Annotated in this window: 16 protein-coding genes; 12 read left to right on the top strand and 4 right to left on the bottom strand. The window is 67.5% G+C overall.

Annotated features, from left to right (window positions below):
* Positions 1–114: 114 nt before the first annotated feature.
* Complete coding sequence (locus ACFQB0_RS10165; RefSeq protein WP_386730930.1) at positions 115–1,578, bottom strand: RNA polymerase sigma factor; 1,464 nt, start codon at positions 1,576–1,578, stop codon at positions 115–117.
* 344 nt (positions 1,579–1,922) lie between these two features.
* Between ACFQB0_RS10165 and ACFQB0_RS10160 the strand changes: the two genes are divergently transcribed.
* The 8 genes from ACFQB0_RS10160 (at position 1,923) to ACFQB0_RS10125 (ending at position 7,863) form a co-directional block, all read left to right on the top strand.
* Positions 1,923–2,555 (top strand): hypothetical protein, encoded by a 633-nt coding sequence (locus ACFQB0_RS10160; protein ID WP_386730928.1) that lies wholly within the window; start codon positions 1,923–1,925, stop codon positions 2,553–2,555.
* Between the two features lie 138 nt (positions 2,556–2,693).
* Positions 2,694–3,308 (top strand): hypothetical protein, encoded by a 615-nt coding sequence (locus ACFQB0_RS10155; protein ID WP_386730927.1) that lies wholly within the window; start codon positions 2,694–2,696, stop codon positions 3,306–3,308.
* Positions 3,305–3,886: a hypothetical protein gene (locus tag ACFQB0_RS10150; protein ID WP_386730924.1), complete on the top strand. Its 582-nt coding sequence runs from the start codon at positions 3,305–3,307 to the stop codon at positions 3,884–3,886. Before ACFQB0_RS10155 ends, ACFQB0_RS10150 begins: the two co-directional genes overlap by 4 nt.
* Positions 3,883–4,479: an LPXTG cell wall anchor domain-containing protein gene (locus ACFQB0_RS10145; protein WP_386730922.1), complete on the top strand. Its 597-nt coding sequence runs from the start codon at positions 3,883–3,885 to the stop codon at positions 4,477–4,479. The genes ACFQB0_RS10150 and ACFQB0_RS10145 overlap by 4 nt, the downstream gene beginning before the upstream one ends.
* Complete coding sequence (locus ACFQB0_RS10140; RefSeq protein ID WP_386730921.1) at positions 4,472–5,779, top strand: hypothetical protein; 1,308 nt, start codon at positions 4,472–4,474, stop codon at positions 5,777–5,779. Before ACFQB0_RS10145 ends, ACFQB0_RS10140 begins: the two co-directional genes overlap by 8 nt.
* 53 nt (positions 5,780–5,832) lie before the next feature.
* Complete coding sequence (locus ACFQB0_RS10135) at positions 5,833–6,471, top strand: hypothetical protein (RefSeq protein ID WP_386730919.1); 639 nt, start codon at positions 5,833–5,835, stop codon at positions 6,469–6,471.
* 2 nt (positions 6,472–6,473) lie between these two features.
* Positions 6,474–7,121: a signal peptidase I gene (locus ACFQB0_RS10130; protein WP_386730916.1), complete on the top strand. Its 648-nt coding sequence runs from the start codon at positions 6,474–6,476 to the stop codon at positions 7,119–7,121.
* Between the two features lie 304 nt (positions 7,122–7,425).
* Positions 7,426–7,863, top strand: a complete 438-nt coding sequence (locus tag ACFQB0_RS10125) for an Lrp/AsnC family transcriptional regulator (protein ID WP_386730914.1) — start codon at positions 7,426–7,428, stop codon at positions 7,861–7,863.
* Between the two features lie 163 nt (positions 7,864–8,026).
* Here ACFQB0_RS10125 and ACFQB0_RS10120 read toward each other — a convergent pair whose 3' ends face one another.
* Positions 8,027–8,776: an ABC transporter permease gene (locus ACFQB0_RS10120; protein WP_386730912.1), complete on the bottom strand. Its 750-nt coding sequence runs from the start codon at positions 8,774–8,776 to the stop codon at positions 8,027–8,029.
* An 86-nt stretch (positions 8,777–8,862) separates the two neighbouring features.
* Here ACFQB0_RS10120 and ACFQB0_RS10115 point away from each other — a divergent pair, with 86 nt between their 5' ends.
* From ACFQB0_RS10115 to ACFQB0_RS10105, 3 genes are all read left to right on the top strand, one after another.
* Positions 8,863–9,237 carry a GntR family transcriptional regulator gene (locus tag ACFQB0_RS10115; RefSeq protein ID WP_386730911.1) on the top strand — a complete coding sequence of 125 codons (375 nt, stop codon included), beginning with the start codon at positions 8,863–8,865 and terminating at the stop codon, positions 9,235–9,237.
* 82 nt (positions 9,238–9,319) lie between these two features.
* Positions 9,320–10,018, top strand: a complete 699-nt coding sequence (locus tag ACFQB0_RS10110) for a response regulator transcription factor (protein WP_386730908.1) — start codon at positions 9,320–9,322, stop codon at positions 10,016–10,018.
* On the top strand, positions 10,015–11,427 hold the full coding sequence (locus ACFQB0_RS10105) for an ATP-binding protein (protein ID WP_386730906.1): 1,413 nt from the start codon (positions 10,015–10,017) through the stop codon (positions 11,425–11,427). Before ACFQB0_RS10110 ends, ACFQB0_RS10105 begins: the two co-directional genes overlap by 4 nt.
* Here the strand turns inward: ACFQB0_RS10105 and ACFQB0_RS10100 are convergent.
* Positions 11,424–15,053: a proline dehydrogenase family protein gene (locus tag ACFQB0_RS10100; protein ID WP_386730903.1), complete on the bottom strand. Its 3,630-nt coding sequence runs from the start codon at positions 15,051–15,053 to the stop codon at positions 11,424–11,426. The genes ACFQB0_RS10105 and ACFQB0_RS10100 overlap by 4 nt on opposite strands.
* A gap of 177 nt (positions 15,054–15,230) precedes the next feature.
* Here ACFQB0_RS10100 and ACFQB0_RS10095 point away from each other — a divergent pair, with 177 nt between their 5' ends.
* Positions 15,231–16,223 (top strand): LysR substrate-binding domain-containing protein, encoded by a 993-nt coding sequence (locus ACFQB0_RS10095; protein WP_386730901.1) that lies wholly within the window; start codon positions 15,231–15,233, stop codon positions 16,221–16,223.
* 90 nt (positions 16,224–16,313) lie between these two features.
* Here ACFQB0_RS10095 and ACFQB0_RS10090 read toward each other — a convergent pair.
* On the bottom strand, positions 16,314–16,739 hold a 426-nt coding region (locus ACFQB0_RS10090), incomplete at its 5' end, for a hypothetical protein (protein ID WP_386730898.1).

Here is a 16,739-nt window from a genome sequence, read left to right as displayed (position 1 = left end):
TTTCTTGAGTATCGATCCGGCCTCGCCCGACAAGCCCGCCGGCCCCGCTCTGTGTCTGAAGGCGATCGCGCGCGGCGGCGGGCGGCGGCGAAGCGGATGGCGGCACCACGAAAGCTAGTCGGCGTCGCGACGACGTCTCGAGGCGACCACGAGCAACGCGCCCGTCGCCGCGAGCACGGCACCCGCGGCGATCAGCCACGAGACTCCCCAGCCCGTCTGCGGGAGCCCTCCATCCGCCATGCCGTCAGCCCCGACGAACTCGCCCGGTCGGGCGTCCGGCGCCTCCGCTCCGGTCAGAAACCGGAAGACCGCGTCGGCCGAGAGCCCCTGATCGGTGTCGCGGGCGTCGCGCGACGCCACCCCGGTGACGACCATCGAGCGCCCAGGAGCCAGCGTGCCGAGGTAGAGGTACCGGCCGGAGAAATCTGCGAGACGGAGCCCGTCGGCGATCAGGGTCTGGCCGACGTAGACCGAGATGTCGACGTGCTCCGGTCCCGCCTCGATCGCGGCGATGACATCGAGCGCGACGGGCGCGTCCACCTCGGAGACGTTCTGCACGCTCATCTCCCAGCTCTCCGAGTGCCCCGGCGCTGGCATCCGCATGCGCGCCCTCTCGGGCGTGGCCGAGATGTCCGGGGCCGTAGGAGCGGAGAACAACCCGACAGAATCTCCGAAGCGTCCCAAGCCGTTCCCCACCCCCTCGCGTACGCTCGGTCCGCCGAAGAGGGCGACCAGGGCGACGATGAAGGCTACGAGCAGAACCGCATAGCCGAGCGCCCTCCTTCCTCTGCCCGTTCCGCTCCCAGTCTCGATGAGAGCGGAGGACTCCGTCATGGGATCCAGTGCGGTGCGCGCCAGCGTGACGCTGCCGAGAAGCAGCGCGGCCAGGGTGGCGGGGAACGACAGGCTCCTCGCCTCGGCGAGCGCCTCCTGCGCGATCCGGTCGCAGTCGGGGCACGCGATCCGATGCTGCTCGAACTTCGCCCTTTGTCGGGCAGAGGCCGTGCCGAGCACGACCTTGGCGATGACCTTGGTGCTGAACCCGCAGTCGAGCACACCCTCCTCGAGGAACGCCCGGATGTAAGCCTCCCTGAACGCTGCCCTGGCACGGAACGCGATGGTCGTGACGCTGCTCCTGGTGATGGCCATCTCCCGTGCGGCATCGGCGGTGGAGCGATCCTCGATCATCGTGAGCTGCAGCACGCGCCGCTGGTCCGCCGTCAGCTCAGCCAAGGCCCTGTCCACGAGCGTCCGCTCCAGGTCGGCCGAGACGACATCGGGAAACTGCACCTCCAGGTCCAGCATGAAGTCGTCGTCGGTGACGACCACCCTCCCCTGCTCGAAACGCCCTCTGGCAGACAGATTGCGCGCGACGGCGAACAGGTAGGCACGGGGATTCTCGATGCGACGACTGCCTTGCCCCAGCGCGTCGAGATAGACCGAGAACGTCTCGGCGACGACATCGTCGACGTCCTGCGGATTGGTTCCGCCCCTGAACAGAAAACGTCGCAGTTCGGGCGCGACGCGCACGTAGACCTCGTGAGTTCCGACTTCGTCGAAACCGTGAACGTCCCCCATCAGATTCCTCTCGCGTCCGCTGTCTCAGGTGCCGGGTGACCGAGCAGCTCGGGTCCGGAAGGAAACACCGATCGCCTCTCGACCATGGAACCGGGAGTCCGGTGCGAAAAGTCCGGCCCCACATTTGAACCCCAGATACGGGGTGGTTTCAAGGGAGACTACGGCGATTACGAAAAAAATGAAAATTCTTTGAAAATACCTGTGACCAAACAAACCGTGCCCGCACAGACTCTACGGCAGACGTTTCGTCGAGCCATCCCACCCCGAACGGATCGGGGCCGAGGTCATTCGGGTTCCTCGGCCCCGGTCCCGTTGTGGGGAAACCAGCGAAAGGATCACAGAACATGACTTCGACCACACCGCGGAGCGGGCGCAAACGTCTCTTCTTGGCCGTTGGAACGCTGCTCGGTATCGCCGCGCTCACGACTGCGGCCGCGTTCACCGACTTCGCCAACCTCAACCTGGGCAACGGCACCAGCGACTCCGGCATCGGCGGCGAGAACCGCTTCAACATCCAGGTCGTCGGAACCGATACGAACGGCGTCCCCGTCCCGGGGACCTGGCAGGAGGCGAACACCGCCGCCGGCGTGAACATCAAGGTTCCCGGCGCGAACACGATCACTCCCGGTGACACCGTGACCACCGCCATCCCGTTCAAGAACGAGAGCCCGGCCCTGCTGGCCAAGGTAAGCTTCTCGCTCCAGGAGCGTGCCGGATTCACCTCGGACCCGGCGATCCGCGCCGCGCTGCGCTACACCATCGCGCTCAACGGCACGGCTATCACCGGCGCGAGCAACGTCACCCAGGATGCCGTGAGCAATCTCGATCTCGGCACCTATGCCGCGAACGGCGGCTCGGGCGTGCTCACCGTCACGGTGACGCTGCCCGACCAGGGAAGCGCGGCCGCGAACAACGCTCTGCAGGGCAAGATCTCCTATGTGCAGGCCCACTTCGCGGCAATCTCGGTTCAGCCGTAGCACACTGACGGCTCGACGAGGACTGAGACACCAGCCACCTCGAAGAGCCCGTGCGGCGGGGAACCCGGGCAGGGGAGGCCTCCCCGCCGCACACCTGAGAGACCTATGAGCAACAGCGGGAGACCGCAGAGGAGAACCATGAGGACAATGCGAAGCGAGAGGGCCAGGGCGCTTCTCGCCTCCGGCGTGCTGCTCGCGTCGGGTGCACTACTGACCGCTGCCGCATTCACCGACTACGACGACGTGACGGTTGCACTCGACGGCAGCCACAATCGCTTCGGCATCGTCGTCGCAGGGGCTGCGGGAACCCAGTGGGAGCCGACGAGCAACAGCTGGGTCCAGGGCAATCCCGAAGCGTACCGGATCGCACTCGGTAGCGGCAGCAGCCACGTCCTCTCCCCAGGAGGGATCCTCGACCTGCGGATCGCCGTGAAGAACGACAGTCCTTCGCTCGCCGGACTGATCGACCTCGACATCGTCGACCCTCAGCCGCGCGGGCAGCAGTCCGACCCCGCGACCGGAAACTACCTCGAGCTCTTCGACCAGTTGCTGTTCACGGTCTCGGAGGGAGGGACGGTGCTTCTCGATCGCGTCCCGGCCACACAACCGCTGAGCTTTGCCTGGAGCGCCCCGCTCGCGGCGGGCGATCACCGTCTGCTGGATGTGCGGATCGAGCTGCCTGACTCCGTCGACAATCGCTGGCAGGGCGCATCCACCGATGTGCAGTTCCAGTTCGAGGCGGTGAACTCGTGAGGACCACGCCCGCATCCGGAACCATCAGACTCGCGCTCGCCGGAGGGCTCGTGCTCCTCCTCACGGCCGGGATCACGGCCGCAGCCTACTTCGACGAGGCGACCCTGAACCTCGGCGGCACAGGGATCGGAAACCCGAACACCTTCGACATCGCCGTCCACGACCAGGGCAATGCACTGCAGGACGCGAAAACCCCGGCCTCGGCGGTGGTACTCACCACGAGCGGGTCATCCGCCTTCACCGTTGACACCCCGGTGATCTTCGACGTCACGGTGACGAACCGCACGACAAGCCTCAAGGGCTCCATCGTGCCCGTCCTCTACGACCCGGATCCCGTCACCGACGATCTCTTCGCGAAGCTGCGCTTCTCTCTGTATCTCGACGGCTCCACGAGCCCGGTCGCGACAGGCGCGACGGCAGACGAGCTCAACGCGCTGGGAACGGCGTTCGTTGATGTCGCGGCGGGAAAGGAGCACACGGTGCGCCTCTCGGTCGTTCTCGCGACCGGCACCGGCTTCGCCTACTCGGGCAAGACGACGCAACTGGGCGTCCGGATGGATGGAGAAAGCACCCCATGAGGCTTGCACGATCACGACTCACGATACTCGTGGCGCTCCCCCTGATTTTTTTGACCGGCACGGCTCCAGCCGATGCCACGACTTCAGCGAACCTCATCGACGCCACTCCGGACGCGGTGACGCTCGCGGTGCCGGCACCTGGTGAATCGGCCTCCTGGTCGATGACGGTCGACAACACGAGTGGCCGCGCCTTGCCCCTGCGCCTCGCGGTGTCCGGCTCGTCGAACGCCCTGTTCGCCGGCGCCAACCCACTTCTGCTCAGCGCCGTCGACGGAGGCGGAAGGCATGTCTACGACGCCGTCCCGGTCGGGGAGCTCCTCGGCACGGCGACCGAGTTGAATGGTCTCAACATGGGCGAGAGCTATGTCCTGACCGGAACGGTCTCGCTCCCGCTGGCCGCGGGCAACGAATATCAGAACGCCGGCGGGACCATCACCCTGCGGTTCAGCACCGAAGCGAACGGTCCGAGTACTCCGCTCGCCTCCACGGGCGCGGAGGCTCTTCCGCTCGTCGCGCTGGCCGTCGGCATTCTCGCGCTTGGAGGAGCGCTCATCGTCGTCAGCAGGAACAAGAGGAGAGCGTCCAATGATTAGAACACGAGCGCGCAGGGCCAGGACCCTTGCCTATGGCGCAACCGTGCTCGGTGTCGTCGCCGTCGTCGCCGGGGCCGTGTTCTCGGGCTCAACTCTGGCCGCCTACCAAGACCAGGCGCACGCCAGGACCAATGCGATCGCGGCAGCGGTCACCACCCCGTTCACCCCCGGAATCTCCAAGAACGTGCGCATGGTCGACACCGGCCTCGGCCTCTCCAACGACGGGAACGTCTACGTCTGGGGCCGAACCGACATGGCCATGGCCGGTGGGGCTGCCGGCACGGGAACCGACAAGCCTCCGACCAAGGTTCCCGGCATGCCCGACGGCGGCCTCACCGCCGTGACCGGCGGTATCTACAACATCAACGCCTTGGACCGCCAGGGCGAGGTGTGGGGCTGGGGATACTACAACGTCCGCGACGGCACCGACGCGGCGAAGCCGGCCGACAACCCACAGCGCGTGCGGATCGGATCCGCGTGGAACGGCGGCGGCGCCATCCTGAACGAGATCGTCGCGATCTCATCGACCGAATACGCGGGTGCAGGCATCCGCGCCGACGGCACGGTCTGGCACTGGGGATCCCCGACCAGCTACGGCGGAAACGCCGGCGCGGGCGCGAGCCGGCTGATGGGGCTACCCGATCCAGCGGTCGCGGGCAACCGGCCCGTCTATCTCAAGGGCGCCTACACCAACTTCTTCGTGATCCTCGAGAACGGCGATGTCTACTACTGGGGCGGCGCGGCGGGCACCAGCAGCAGCCTTCCCTCCGCTCTGCCCAACGTGGACTCCAATCCCGCCCTCGTGTCTCCACTCTCGTCTTGGATGCGCAAGAACGTGGCGGCCGGAGAACCCTATGTCGTCGCCGTCGACGGTGGCATCGCAATGGGCGGCGCGCTGCTCTCGAACGGGCAAGTCCTGAGTTGGGGAGTCGACAGCTCGAGAATCGGTGCGCGCGGAACCGGCCCGTGGCCATACACCATCACACCCGGCATCGTGCCGGCGCTCTCCAACATCGTGTCGCTCCAGTTCGGCTTCACAGGTGTGGCACTGCTCGACAACACGAACAGACTCTGGGGTTACGGAGCCTCGGATGACTACGGCAAGTTCCCGCAGACTCCGACCGTGATCGATACGAACGTCGTGCAATACGGTTCCGGTCAGGGCTACTACCTCTGGCAGAAGAGCGACAACACGTTCTGGGGTCGCGGCTATAACCCCCAGGGATCGATCGGACTTCCCTCCGACAACACCTCGACGAACCGCCAGGTCTCATGGGATCTCGGGATGGTGGCCCGATGAACAACGACCGGCGGCATCGCACGCGAAAAGCACGACATGGAGAGGACGTCACGGTGAAGCGGACGGGCACGAAACGGATCCTCCTCGCGTCGGGCGCCCTGCTCGGCATCGGAGCACTGTTCACTGCGGCCGCCTACAACGACACCGCGAACCTCAACCTCGGAAGCGGCACCTCGTCGTCGGGGATCGGCTACCCGAACAGGTTCGACATCGGCATCGTGCTGCCAGACAACACGGTCGAACAAGCCGATACGGCGAGCGGCTTCGACTGGACGATCGCGGGCTCCGACCAGCTCGTTCCCGGCTCAAGCATCACCACGACGATCCCCGTCTTCAACAACACACCGGATCTGAGGGCGGCCGTCGACTTCAAGGTGCTGCTGCGCAATACCGACGGCTCCGTCGGGCCTGGAGTTCCCAACATCACACGGTTCCTCCGGTTCACCGCCTCACGCAACGGAACCGCACTGTTCAGCGATGTGACGTGGAATGCCGCGAGCGGAACACTGGGCACCCTCGCCGCACGGGGCTCCACCGCGCTCGCCGAGGGCGCCGTCTACACGAACGGGGCCGCGGGGAGCTCGACACCGCTCATTCTGAAGATCAGCTATCTCGACGTGCCGGGGGTCGAGGCCTACAACGGCGGCCGGTCGGCGTTGCGGCTGCGCTTCAACGCGTCGTCGGTGCACTAGCCATGACAGTCGAGGTGCAGAACACGAACATGTCCGACGCCGGTGATGAGATTCGTGAAGAGAAGGAACGACCAGAAAAGAGAACACGCCTTGTCGCGGCGTACGCCGTCGTCCGTTCTGGACTGCTGTCGCTCGCGGCCGTCGTCGGCACCGTCTGCATCCTCGCCTTCGCGGCGACTCTCCTGCTGGGGATGCGACCGCTCGTCGTCGAGTCCGGCTCGATGGAACCCGGAATCCCGACCGGCTCGCTCGCCTTCTCGCAACAGGTGGCGGCGGCCGATGTCGAGCCGGGACAGATCGTCACCGTGCAGCGTCCGCGCGATCTGGGTCTGCTGACCCACCGACTGGTCTCGAAGGAGGCATTGGGAGGCGGGGTCTTCGCTCTGACGCTGAAGGGCGACGCCAATGAGAACAACGACCCGGAACCCTACCAGGCCGAACAGGTCGGCCGGTACGTCTGGCATGCGGTCGGCCTCGGCTACATCGCCGCGATCCTCCAGACGAAGACCGGCATGGCCCTCTCGATCGCCTTCGCGCTCACGCTCATAGCGATGTTCATTCTGGATCCGAACCGTCTGCAACCGGATCGTCCCGGCCCTCGCCGCAGCGCCGCAGGAACGAATGCCGACGAGGCCGAACGTTCTGCCTGAGGACAGCGTCGGCCTGAGGACGGCGCCGGCCTGAGGACGGCGCCGGGGAACACGCCACCGATGACGGCGTTCTGCTGTGCCAGACATCCTTGCCAGACATCGAGTCGACGCCCGGTCGCAAAGCGGTTCAGACTCGAGGGCCGCTCTCGCGCACGCCAGCGACACATCCGAGGAGCGACATATCCGAGGAGAACAGAGGCGGTCCCCGAGTCTCCGCGCAGCTATCCGTAAGTTCTCGCTGCCATGCGCGCAATTCCTGCGCATCCCTTTGTGCATGCGCAATGATTCCGCGTACGCTGGCGAGATGGACAATCTCGACCGCAGTATCCTCGACCTGCTTCGCCAGAATGCACGGGCAGGGTACGGCGACATCGGGTCGGTCGTGGGCCTGTCGGCATCGGCGGTGAAGCGCCGTGTCGACCGACTGGTCGCCGATGGGATCATTCGCGGCTTCACGATCCAGGTCGACCCGGCCGTCGATGGCATGAGCACCGAGGCCTACGTCGAGCTGTTCTGTCGTGGCACCGTCGCTCCCGACGAGCTGTTGCGGATCCTCTCGGGGGTACCGGAGGTCGTGGACGCCGGAACGGTAACCGGGAGCGCCGACGCGATCGTGCACATACGCTCGCGCGACATCGCAAGCCTCGAGGTCGCCCTCGAGAAGGTGCGTCTCGCTCCCAACGTCGACCACACCCGCAGCGCGATCGTGCTCTCGCGGCTCATCCAGCGCGCGCACGACTGAGGTCGGGGGCCACACCACGGTCCCCACCCCCGCCCCCGGCCCCGGCCCCCGCCCCGGCCGACCTCGGCGACCGTGGCCGTTCCCGACGAGAAGGTCAGGTATACGGGACACTCTCGACGGAATAGGACCGTCTCGATGAGAGGTGGCACACGCGATCGGATCACTATCGCGTGAGCTCCGGCTTGCGCTCGACCGGCGCAAGAAACCAGGCGAGCGTCGCGGCGACGATCATCCCGGCGCAGAGGATGCCCGCCAGCACCACGATCTGAAAACGACCCGCCTCGAGTGGCGAGGCCCCGCCGAAGATCGCCCCGACGAACGCACCGGGCAGGGTCACCAGTCCCGTCGTCTTGGTCTGGTCGATCGAGGGGATGAGCGCGAACCGTACGGCGCGACGCGTGAACTCCCGCGTCGACCGGCGCGGAGTCGCGCCCAGCGCGAGCCAGCCCTCGACCTCGCCCCAGTTCTCGAACACCGCCTCGCTGAATCGCTTGCCGGTGAGCGTGGCGATCGACATCGCATTGCCGATCACGATCCCGCTGATCGCGAGCACATAACGAGGAGAGAACTCGATCGCCCCCGAGCCGAAGACGACGACGAGGGTTGCGGCTGTTCCGGCCGCCATGGCGGCGGCCACCTCGCCGAGATGGCGTGACGAGAAGCCGATGCGCCGCGTGCTCGTGGCGACGGCGGCCGCGAACATCACGGCCAGTCCGGCTGCGACCCAGAGCGGGTCGGCGATGATGCCGGAGAGCACAAGACTGATCGCGGCGAGTTGAGCGGCTCCGCGCAGAACGGCGAACGTCATCGCATACGGATGCCGCACTCGGAACCCCAGGGCGACGGCCGTGGTGATTGCGAGCAGGAGCGCTATGCCGACGATCGTCGGCACGAGCTCGATCAGCCAGGTCATGCTCAGAGCGTAGCGACAATGCCACCGCGACCAGCGGCACCGCTGTACCTGTTGTGCGACCACGTTTGTATTGCTACATTGAGGAGATGACCGAGTCCGGCGCCCTCTTCACGATCGACCACGCTGACTCGACCCCTCCGTTCGAACAGCTGCGGATGCAGGTGATCGAGGCGCTGCGCATGGGGGCGCTCGTTCCAGGAACACGTCTGCCGACCGTTCGCACGCTCGCCGCCGAGCTGGGACTAGCCCCGAACACCGTCGCGCGTAGTTACCGGGAACTGGAGCGGGACGAGGTCATCGAGACGAGGGGTCGCAACGGAACCTTCGTCTCGGCGACCGGTGATGCCGCCACCCGGCAGACTCAGCTCGCGGCCGCTGCCTACGCAGAACGCGTCCGACAGCTCGGGGTCTCTACCGAGGACGCCGTCTCGGCGGTGCTCGCCGCGCTCGGTGCCTCATGACTCGGTGCCTCATGAGAGGTCTCACAGCATCGGTGGCGATCCGATGCGACACGAGGGTCTCGACCCGTGCCAGCATGGAACCATGAGACTCTTGGTCGTGGAGGACGATCCAGACATGGGCCGCCTGCTCGAACGCGGCCTCGCAGCCGAGGGCTTCGAGGTGACGCTCACCACCAGCGGGATGGACGCGCTCATCGCGCTCGGCAGGGTGGGGAAGCCGGAGTATGCGCTCGCGGCCGTCGACGTCATGATGCCGGGCATGAGCGGCTTCGAGGTCTGCCGTCACATCCGCGAATCCGGCGGAGCTCTGCCGATCCTGCTGCTCACCGCGCGCGATGCCGTCTCCGACCGCGTCTACGGCCTCGACGCCGGCGCCGACGACTACCTCACCAAACCGTTCGAGTTCGCCGAGCTCACCGCACGCATCCGCGCCCTGCTGCGGCGCGACAAGGCGATACCGACCCGCAACACCGTCGGCAGGATCACGCTCGACTCGCACCTGCACCGCGCCGACCTCGACGGTCGGGAGCTTCCGCTCAGCCCGAAGGAGTTCGCCCTGTTGCGTCTGTTGGCTACGCACGCGGGAACGACCGTGAGCCGCGCGACGATCCTCGACGAGATCTGGGGCGGGCCCGAGAACATCGCGCCGAACATCGTCGAGCAGTATGTGAGCTATCTGCGACGCAAACTCGACGCCGTCAGCTCTGGTCTGCAGATCGCGACCGAACGCGGGACCGGTTACGCGCTCGAGGTGCTCGGCGGAGAGTCGACGGGCGGATGAGGGTCATCCGTCGCCTCTCGATCCGTGCACGCATCACGATCGGGAGCCTCATCGTCGCGACATTGTTCTTCGCGGCGGCGGCCATGGTCATGCGCGATCAGGTCGCTTCGATTCTGGATCGCGCGACCGTCACCCTTCTCAAGGACGACGCCGCACCGGCGATCGCCGCGCTCGAGAACCCGACCATGGACGCCATCGAGGTTCCGGGACACGGACAGCTCGTAGCCGTCGTCCGCCCGGACGGCGCCATCCGTCAGTCGACCCTTCCGAGGCCGCTCCGGTCCGAGCTCTACCATCTGGTCGACGACGCGCTCTCCCCCAAGGCCGTGACGGCGGGCGGCGAGGATTGGCTCGTGCTCTCACAGCCGGTCACCACCGCTGACGGCACCTGGCACGTCGTGACTGCCCGCAACGAGGAGTCGTCTGCGCTCGTGCTGCAGAGCCTCACCAACGGACTGATGATCGCCGCGCTCGTGCTCGTCGGCGGCTTCGGCATCGCCTCATGGCTGCTCGCCACCGCGGCGCTCCGCCCCGTGAACCGGATGCGGCGCACGGCCGCGACAATCGCCGCCGGGCCCTCTCGCGAGCTGCTGCCGGTCGGCCCGGCGCACGACGAACTGTCCGCTCTTGCGACAACGCTCAACACAATGCTGACCGAGCAACGCGCCGCGGCCGATCGCGAGCGGCAGCTCGTCTCCGACGCCAGCCACGAGTTGCGCACCCCGGTCGCCGTGCTGCAGGGTCAGCTCGAGCTCGCACACCTGAGCACCGGCGACGCCGACGCGCTCCTCGGCGAGATCGAGTCGGCACAGCTCACCGTGCGCAGGCTCGCCCTCCTCGCCGGAAACCTGCTGGAGCTGTCTCGGATCGAGTCGGGCGGTCTCGGAGGATCCTCCGACTGGGCGGGGCTCTCGGCCGAACTCGCCGAGGCCGTCGATCGCGCGCGGGTGACCGCAGCCTCCGACGCGACCATCGACTTCGACTATGGAGGGCCACTGGACACCGGCGACTGGGTGCCCATCGACGCTCACGACTTCGGGCGCATCGCCGACAATCTGCTGAGCAACGCCGTGACCGCCGTCGGAGACGTGGGTGTCGTGTGCGCCCGTCTGGACGCCAGCGCCCAGGCGATCACCCTCTCCGTCTTCGACGACGGCCCCGGTATGCCCGAGGAGTTCATGCCGATCGCGTTCGACCGCTTCAGCAGGCCGTCGCAGACGGCGGGACACGGCGGCGCCGGCCTCGGCCTGTCGATCGTTGCCGCGCTCGTCCACAGTGCCGGCGGCACAGTACGCCTCGAGAACCGCCCCGAGGGTGGCCTGGTCGCAGAGGTGATCCTGCCTTTCACCGCGACGCCTCGCCGAGATGATCCCTCCCGCAGGTGTCGGACGGCTTGCCCGAGCGACTAGATCACGCCGTCGGAGAGGGTGCTCGGGTTTCCGAAGCGGTGGGCCGTGATCGAGATGGCCTGCTCGCGCAGGAACGGCAGCAGTTCCACGCGGCCGGCCTGCGTGACGGCGTGGTCATAGATCGCGACATCCGGCGAGCCGCCGAGTGCCCTGGCGAGCTCGCTTCCTCCGCCGCCGGCGAGCCGCACCCGTGACGTGTTGACGCCGCCGAATGCCGCGCGCTTGAGCCATGCGGAGTCCTTCTCGACCTTCACTCTCACCTCGCGGCCGGCGAGCACCGAGAGCACCGCAGTCGGCAGCGTGACGGCGCTCGACACCGTGAAGCGCGACTTCGACAGCAGTCCTGCCGCGATCACGCGCAGACCGTCGCTCAGCGAAGCCGCCTCGTTGATGCGCACCGTGACGGGGAGCGGCAGGTAGCGAAAGAGATTGCGCTCGAGGCCGAGCCCCGACACATCCTTCACCGCATCGAACTCCTCACGCCAGGCGAGAGCGTCGCTGAGCGCCGAACGGCGCAGCACGTCGAACTCCTCGTAACCGAGCGACGACTGCGACGCCTCGATGAGCTCCGTGACGCGCTGCTGGAGCCCGCGCAGGTGCAGTGTCGAGCTGTTCTTGCCGGGGTCGGTGACCCAGTTTCCGAGACCGAACAGGTAGTTCGGGCCTCCGGCCTTGGTGCCGGCCCCGACAGAGGAGCGCTTCCAGCCACCGAAGGGCTGGCGCTGCACGATGGCGCCGGTGATGCCGCGATTGACGTAGAGGTTGCCGGCTTCGACGGTGTCGAGCCAGAGCGCGAGCTCCTCCGAGTCGAGGGAATGCAGGCCGGCGGTGAGTCCGTAGTCGACGGCGTTCTGGAAGCGGATCGCCTCGTCGAGGTTCTTGGCGTGCATGATTCCGAGCACCGGGCCGAAGAACTCGGTGAGGTGGAAGTAGGAGGCGGGGGCGATGCCGGTGCGGATGCCTGGCGACCACAGCTTGCCGCTGTCGTCGAGCTTCCTCGGCTGCACAAGCCACTCCTCGCCTGCGCCGAGCTCGGTGAGGGCATGCAGCAGCTTGCCGTTCGCCGGCTCGATGATCGGGCCCATCTGGCTGGCAGGCTCGGCCGGGTAGCCGACCGCGAGCGAGGTCGCCGCGTCGACGAGCTGACTGTGGAACCTCGCCGACTTGGCGACGGATCCCACGAGGATGACGAGGCTGGCCGCCGAGCATTTCTGGCCGGCGTGGCCGAAAGCGCTCTTGATCACGTCGGCGGCGGCGAGGTCGAGGTCGGCGCTCGGAGTGACGATGATGGCGTTCTTGCCGCTCGTCTCGGCCAACAGCGGCAGATCCGAGCGGAACGAGCGGAACAACTGCGCCGTCTCGTAGCCGCCGGTGAGGATCACCCGGTCGACGGCCGGGTGCGACACGAGCTGCTTGCCCAGCTCGTGGTCGGCGAGGTCGACGAGTGCGAGCAGCTCACGCGGGATGCCGGCCTCCCACAACGCCTCGACCATGATCGCGCCGGAGCGCTGAGCGAGCTTGGCCGGCTTGATGATGACCCCGGACCCGGCGGCGAGCGCCGACAACACGGAGCCGGCAGGGATGGCCACCGGAAAGTTCCACGGCGGGGTGACCACGGTGAGCTTCGACGGCACGAAGATCGCGCCCTGCACCGTGTCGAGGTCCTTGGCCCGTTCGGCGTAGTAGTGCGCGAAGTCGATGGCCTCGCTGATCTCGGGGTCTGCCTCGGCGATGGTCTTGCCGGTCTCGGCAGCCATGACCTCGATGAGCCGGTCGCGGTTGGCGGCGAGGGCGAGGCCTGCGCGGTGCAGGACCGCGGCGCGTTCGGCGCCGGGGAGCTGTCCCCACGCGGTTCCCGCCCGCACGACGGTGTCGACGACGCGGTCGAGAATTCCGGGATCGTCGATGTGCGAGGCGGCGATCGTGTCGAGGCCGAGCTGGGAGCCGGGAACGCGGGAGAGGATGCGGCGCCCCCAGGCACGGTTGGCCGGGAGTGCGGGATCGGTGTCGGGTTCGTTGCGAAAACCGGAGCCGGGCGAGCCAGGGCCGGTCGAGCCGGAGCCGGGCGAGCCAGGGCCGGTCGGAGCGCCTTCCCCCGCGGAGCCGCGGGCGAGACCGAGCACGGCGGCGGTGAGGCCCGGATCGGCCGTGGTCGGGCGGTGCGGGGTCGCGGCGTCTGAGGTCGAGGCGCTCACCGTGTCGAGCTCGGTGATGGCCTCTCGGTTCTGCGTGCGATTCGGACCGGGAACGACGTCGTCGAGCCCATCGAGCGAGGCGAGGAAGCGCTGCGTCTCACGTTGGAGCAGGACCGGCTGACTCGTGAGCTCGAACACGGCCGACATGAAGTTCTCCTGGCTCGCGTTCTCCTCGAGACGGCGGATCAGGTAGGCGATGGCGACGTCGAACTCCGCCGGGTTGACGACCGGCGTGTAGAGCAGCAGGCGGCCGACGTCCTTCCGCACGGCCTCGGCCTGGCCGGTGGCCATGCCGAGGAGCATCTCGAACTCGATGCGATCGGCGACCCCACGCTCACGGGCGAGCAACCAGGCGTAGGCGACGTCGAACAGGTTGTGTCCGGCGACGCCGATCTTCACGGCGGCGGCGTTCTCAGGGGTGAGCGCCCAGTTCAGCACGCGCTTGTAGTTGGTGTCGCTATCCTGCTTGGTGGAATAGGTGGCGAGCGGCCAGTCGTGCACGGCCGCGTCGACGTGCTCCATCGCGAGGTTCGCGCCTTTGACGACGCGCACCTTGATGGGGGCTCCCCCGGCCGCGCGGCGACGCTTCGACCATTCGGTGAGACCTTGCAGTGCGGAGAGCGCGTCGGGCAGGTAGGCCTGCAGCACGATGCCGGCCTCGAGGTTCTTCAGCTGCGGCTGGTCCAGGATGCGCTCGAAGACGGCGATCGTGAGGTGGAGGTCGCGATACTCCTCCATGTCGAGGTTGATGAACTTTCCTCCCCCGCCGGTTGAGCCGGTCACGGCCGCCGCAGCCAACTCATAGAGCGGGGTCAGGCGCCGCACGACACGCTCGACGGCCTCGTCGAACGACCACATCGAGAGCTGGCTCGCGACCGAGGACACTTTGATCGAGACGTAGTCGACGTCGGGGCGGGCGAGCAGTTCGCGAGTGCCCTCGAGACGGCGGTTGGCCTCTTTCTCACCGAGCACGGCCTCGCCGAGCAGGTTGAAGTTGAGCCGGTTGCCGGACTCGCGCAGGTGCGCGATCGCCGGTCCGAGCTTCTCGGCGGTCGCGTCGACGACGAGGTGACCGACCATGTCGCGCAGCACCCGCCGCGCGACGGGGATGACCACCCAGGGCAGCACCGGGCCGAGCACGCCGCCGAGCCAGATGGCTCCGCGCATGTACCAGGGCAGGAACGCCGGGGTCTTCTTGGCGACTCGCTGCAGGTTGTAGCCGGCGACCATGAGGTTCTCTGGGCGCATCACGCCGTCGACGAAGCCGACTGTGAAGTCGAGGCCGTTGGGGTCTTTGAGAACTCCGGCGAGGCGTTCGGCCGACGGGTCGGCAGGGATGGTGGCGCTTTCGGCGAGCCACTTCCGCACGAGGGCGATGGCGCGTGGTGCGAGTTCCTCGGCCTGAGGCTGCAGGTTCGTGGGGTTCGGCATGGTCACGAGACTAGTTCTTTCTCTCGGCGGAAAGCAGCTTTGGGTTCGGGCAGGGCGGCACACGGCGAAGTGCGTCCGAGATAAGTGTGCGGCTCGCAATCGATGCGGTAAAGCGAATGTCAATAAACGATATTGATTAGTAGAATTGATGAATTCTCGACCACGGGGAGGTGCGGCATGCTGGACGTGCGCAGATTGCGGCTGCTGCGGGAGGTCAAACTGCGCGGCACGCTCGCAGCAGTGGCCGAGGCGCTCGCCTACAGTCCGTCATCCGTGTCGCAACAGCTCACCCTGCTCGAGAAGGAGGTGGGGGTGCCGCTGCTCGAGAAGTCGGGGCGGCGGGTGCTCCTGACGCCGCAGGCCGAGGTGCTCGTCGAGCACGCGAACAAGGTGCTCGACGCGCTGGAGCGTGCCGAAGCCGAGCTCACCGCCTCACTCACCACGGTGCGCGGCACGGTGCGGATGGCGGTGTTCCAGTCGGCCGCCCACGCTGTGATCCCGCAGGCGCTCTCGATCCTGGCGAAGGAGTATCCGGAGCTGCGCGTCGAGGTGACGGAACGCGAACCCGACACCGGCCTCTTCGAGGTGTCCGCACGCGACTTCGACCTCGTGATCGCGGAGCAGTACCCGGGTCGCACCCGGGAGCACCGGCCAGACCTCGACAGGGTGCATCTCTGCGCCGACGTGATCCGCCTGGCGACGGGACCGCTCGACGGCTCGGCGTCCGGCGGGGTGGCCGCCCGCAGCACGGTGGACCGCGGGGCCGCGCTTGGCATGGCGTCCCGTGGCCCGGCCACGCCGCTGCGCTCCCTCGCCGACGTGCGCTCGCTGCCCTGGGTCATGGAGCCCGTGGGCACGGCCTCCCGGCAGTGGGCCACCCAGCTGTGCCGCTCCGCGGGCTTCGAACCCGATGTGCGCTTCGAGACCGCGGACCTCATGGCGCATATCCGGCTCATCCGCTCGGGCAACGCCGTGGGGCTGCTCCCCGATCTCGTGTGGGCAGGCGAGGCGCCGAGCGTGACCCTGCTCGACCTCCCCGGTCAACCGCACCGCGATGTCTTCACCGCCGCCCGCCGCTCGAGCGCCGAGCGCCCGGGCGTCTCCGCCTGCCGCGAGGCGCTGGCGCGCGCGGTCGAACTCGTGGCGACGCCGGCTATGCCAGCGGGCTGAGTCGCTTCCCCTAGGAGTGATGACGGGCGCGATGACAGGGCGCGGCTGCCCCCACCGTGCTGCCGACCGGCGGGGCGACAATCAGCCGGCTCACTTCCGCGGGTAAGGGTCCTGTGCGCAACGCGAGTACCCGCTCACCAGAATCCTCGCCCCCTCGACGGCGCCCTCGTCATTGTCCACCCCGATGAGGAGATCCGCTTCCGGGGTGCGAAAACCGATACGGCGTTCGGAGTTCGTGGGGGTCTTCACCTCCTTATACCCGTCCGCGAGCAAGTCCGCCTTCACCTCATCCATCCACGGCTGGATCTCGAAGCCGTCCGCGACATACACCTCCCAATCGCCGGTATAGAACACCCCTACCCCGCCGTCACACCAGAATCTAGAGGCCGGGCGCGGGTCTTCGACCCTCACGACCGCCCCCTCCGGGAGACGATCGACGATCTTCTGCATCTCCACATGCGTCTCATCACGAACCTCATCAAACGACGGCAATGTGCTCCCTCCGCAACCCGCAAG

This window comes from Luethyella okanaganae, assembly GCF_042660285.1.
In the GTDB taxonomy this organism is placed as follows: Bacteria; Actinomycetota; Actinomycetes; order Actinomycetales; family Microbacteriaceae; genus Luethyella; species Luethyella okanaganae.
The sequence above is the reverse complement of the archived record's forward strand: the minus strand, read 5'-3'. Positions and strand labels throughout refer to the sequence as shown.

Excerpts from the sequence above, each read along its gene's own strand:
- ACFQB0_RS10165 (WP_386730930.1), bottom strand. The coding sequence starts at position 1,578 with ATGGGGGACGTTCACGGTTTCGACGAAGTCGGAACTCACGAGGTCTAC.
- ACFQB0_RS10160 (WP_386730928.1), top strand. The coding sequence starts at position 1,923 with ATGACTTCGACCACACCGCGGAGCGGGCGCAAACGTCTCTTCTTGGCC.
- ACFQB0_RS10155 (WP_386730927.1), top strand. The coding sequence starts at position 2,694 with ATGAGGACAATGCGAAGCGAGAGGGCCAGGGCGCTTCTCGCCTCCGGC.
- ACFQB0_RS10145 (WP_386730922.1), top strand. The coding sequence starts at position 3,883 with ATGAGGCTTGCACGATCACGACTCACGATACTCGTGGCGCTCCCCCTG.
- ACFQB0_RS10140 (WP_386730921.1), top strand. The coding sequence starts at position 4,472 with ATGATTAGAACACGAGCGCGCAGGGCCAGGACCCTTGCCTATGGCGCA.
- ACFQB0_RS10130 (WP_386730916.1), top strand. The coding sequence starts at position 6,474 with ATGACAGTCGAGGTGCAGAACACGAACATGTCCGACGCCGGTGATGAG.
- ACFQB0_RS10125 (WP_386730914.1), top strand. The coding sequence starts at position 7,426 with ATGGACAATCTCGACCGCAGTATCCTCGACCTGCTTCGCCAGAATGCA.
- ACFQB0_RS10120 (WP_386730912.1), bottom strand. The coding sequence starts at position 8,776 with ATGACCTGGCTGATCGAGCTCGTGCCGACGATCGTCGGCATAGCGCTC.
- ACFQB0_RS10115 (WP_386730911.1), top strand. The coding sequence starts at position 8,863 with ATGACCGAGTCCGGCGCCCTCTTCACGATCGACCACGCTGACTCGACC.
- ACFQB0_RS10110 (WP_386730908.1), top strand. The coding sequence starts at position 9,320 with ATGAGACTCTTGGTCGTGGAGGACGATCCAGACATGGGCCGCCTGCTC.
- ACFQB0_RS10105 (WP_386730906.1), top strand. The coding sequence starts at position 10,015 with ATGAGGGTCATCCGTCGCCTCTCGATCCGTGCACGCATCACGATCGGG.
- ACFQB0_RS10100 (WP_386730903.1), bottom strand. The coding sequence starts at position 15,053 with ATGCCGAACCCCACGAACCTGCAGCCTCAGGCCGAGGAACTCGCACCA.
- ACFQB0_RS10095 (WP_386730901.1), top strand. The coding sequence starts at position 15,231 with ATGCTGGACGTGCGCAGATTGCGGCTGCTGCGGGAGGTCAAACTGCGC.